Genomic DNA, 2,204 nt, shown 5'->3' on the forward strand with positions numbered 1-2,204 from the left:
GCTCATACAATGGCAACACTCGTTGTTGCTGGAGCTATATTAGATGGATTCAATTTGTATGAACCATTAATTGATTTCGCTGGAGCTGGGGCAACTGTACCTATTACAAGCTTTGGTAATGCCCTCGTTCACGGTGCAATGGAAGAAGCTGCAAAACATGGCATCGTTGGCGTTATTACCGGCATGTTTAAAGTAACAAGCGCCGGTGTATCCGCAGCTATTATTTTCGGCTTCATCGGAGCATTGCTATTCAAACCGAAAGGATAAGGTGTTCGTATGACAGTTATCGCTAGCGTCAAAACCTGCCTTGCTAGTGTAAGGGGCGCTCAAGCAAGTTTGAGCTCCCTTTCACTACATTCACAGGACGCAGAATCAAAACGTGTATTTCATGAATGTATGTTAGAAATGGACAGCATCATCGCTGATTTACAAAATAGAGTTTCAGTATTAGAACGTGAAGAACCTCAATATAAAGGGTTTTAAGTAGACTGGAGGAAATGACTATGTCTCACCTGCCGGAATGGACACTTGTCATTCTTCGCTCTGTATTCATATTAATTATTTTATTCGCTATTACGAAATGGTTAGGGAAAAGACAAATCTCTCAGCTCTCCTTTTTTGAATACATAGCCGGAATGACAATCGGTGACATCGCTGCCCAAGTATCTACAGGGCTCGATTCAAAATTTTTTCACGGCGTCTTTGCGATACTCATTTTCGCTGTGGTACCTTTTTTAACAGGAATCCTTTCTTTAAAGAACAAAACAGCTCGGGACTTCTTTGAAGGGAAATCTACTGTATTAATAAAAGATGGAAAGATACTCGAAGATAATTTAAAGAAAGAAAAATATACAAGTGACGAATTACTGGAACTTCTCCGTGGAAAAGATGCTTTCAGCGTAGCTGATGTTGAATTTGCTGTATTAGAACCGAGCGGAGAATTAAATGTATTATTAAAGAAAGATCGCCAACCACTCACAGCAAAAGACATCGGTTTAAAAGTGCCGAACGAAAAAGAACCACAAACTGTTATTATGGATGGCAATGTCTTAGATGAACCGCTATCCGCAAGTGGACATAACCGCGCTTGGCTACATGCTGAACTAGAAAAGCTCGGTGTTGTTATCGAAAATGTCTTTCTCGGTCAAGTTGATTCATACGGACAACTGACTATCGACATTTATAATGACAAACTACAAATGCCTTCTCCTCAAAACAAACCTTTATTATTAGCATCATTAAAAAAATGTCATGCTGATCTCGAACTATTTTCCCTAGAAACAAAGTCGAAATCAGCGAGCGAAATGTATAGTAAAAACGCGAAACAAATCGAAAAGATTTTAAATAAAGTAACCTATCTTTTAAAAGAATAGATATCGCAAGAACGCTTCAGTCAAAAGGCGTTCTTTTCTTTTTTTCTACAGTTTTTATAACGTTTAAATTTATGTAATTCGGTTATGATGTTGAAGATACATAAGCAGGGAATTTCAAAAACATAGCGAATATTTCATGGTACAACTACATATTTTTTTGATTTAAAGTGGTTTCGTTTGACCTTTATTGACCATAATTGTATTATAAGACTAAGAAAGCTTTATAAGGAGGAAATAACAGATGAATTTAATTCCTACAGTAATTGAACAAACAAATCGTGGAGAACGCGCTTACGATATTTACTCTCGACTATTAAAAGACCGCATCATTATGCTTGGTAGCGCAATTGATGACAACGTAGCTAACTCAATCGTTTCCCAGCTTTTATTCTTGGAATCTCAAGATCCAGAAAAAGATATTCACATCTACATCAACAGCCCTGGTGGTTCTATCACAGCAGGTATGGCAATTTACGATACAATGCAGTTTATTAAACCGCAAGTATCAACAATCTGTATCGGTATGGCTGCATCTATGGGTGCATTCTTACTTGCAGCAGGTGAAAAAGGAAAACGTTATGCACTTCCAAACAGTGAAGTAATGATTCACCAACCACTTGGTGGAGCACAAGGTCAAGCGACTGAAATCGAAATCGCTGCTAAACGTATCCTATTCTTACGTGAAAAACTAAACCAAATTCTTGCTGACCGCACAGGTCAACCACTTGAAGTACTACAACGCGACACAGACCGCGACAACTTCATGACAGCAGAAAAAGCTTTAGAATACGGTTTAATCGATAAGATCTTTACAAATCGTTAATAACTAAA

4 protein-coding genes are annotated in these 2,204 nt (G+C 38.0%); all 4 read left to right on the forward strand.

Going from position 1 to position 2,204, the window contains the following annotated elements:
* Nucleotides 1-267: SpoVA/SpoVAEb family sporulation membrane protein (locus PDQ68_RS28450; RefSeq protein WP_270787168.1), on the forward strand; the 267-nt coding region annotated here is incomplete at its 5' end.
* Nucleotides 268-276: 9 nt separating this feature from the next.
* Complete coding sequence (locus PDQ68_RS28455; protein WP_000215900.1) at nucleotides 277-483, forward strand: DUF1657 domain-containing protein; 207 nt, start codon at nucleotides 277-279, stop codon at nucleotides 481-483.
* A gap of 20 nt (nucleotides 484-503) precedes the next feature.
* Nucleotides 504-1,373: a DUF421 domain-containing protein gene (locus PDQ68_RS28460; protein ID WP_000018910.1), complete on the forward strand. Its 870-nt coding sequence runs from the start codon at nucleotides 504-506 to the stop codon at nucleotides 1,371-1,373.
* A gap of 241 nt (nucleotides 1,374-1,614) precedes the next feature.
* Nucleotides 1,615-2,196: an ATP-dependent Clp endopeptidase proteolytic subunit ClpP gene (gene clpP, locus PDQ68_RS28465; RefSeq protein WP_001049162.1), complete on the forward strand. Its 582-nt coding sequence runs from the start codon at nucleotides 1,615-1,617 to the stop codon at nucleotides 2,194-2,196.
* Nucleotides 2,197-2,204: the final 8 nt, after the last annotated feature.

The sequence above is a fragment of the Bacillus cereus group sp. Bc010 genome (assembly GCF_027716745.1).
Lineage (GTDB): Bacteria > Bacillota > Bacilli > Bacillales > Bacillaceae_G > Bacillus_A > Bacillus_A pacificus.

Coding starts and splice junctions, on each gene's coding strand:
- clpP (WP_001049162.1), top strand. CDS start 1,615: ATGAATTTAATTCCTACAGTAATTGAACAAACAAATCGTGGAGAACGC.
- PDQ68_RS28455 (WP_000215900.1), top strand. CDS start 277: ATGACAGTTATCGCTAGCGTCAAAACCTGCCTTGCTAGTGTAAGGGGC.
- PDQ68_RS28460 (WP_000018910.1), top strand. CDS start 504: ATGTCTCACCTGCCGGAATGGACACTTGTCATTCTTCGCTCTGTATTC.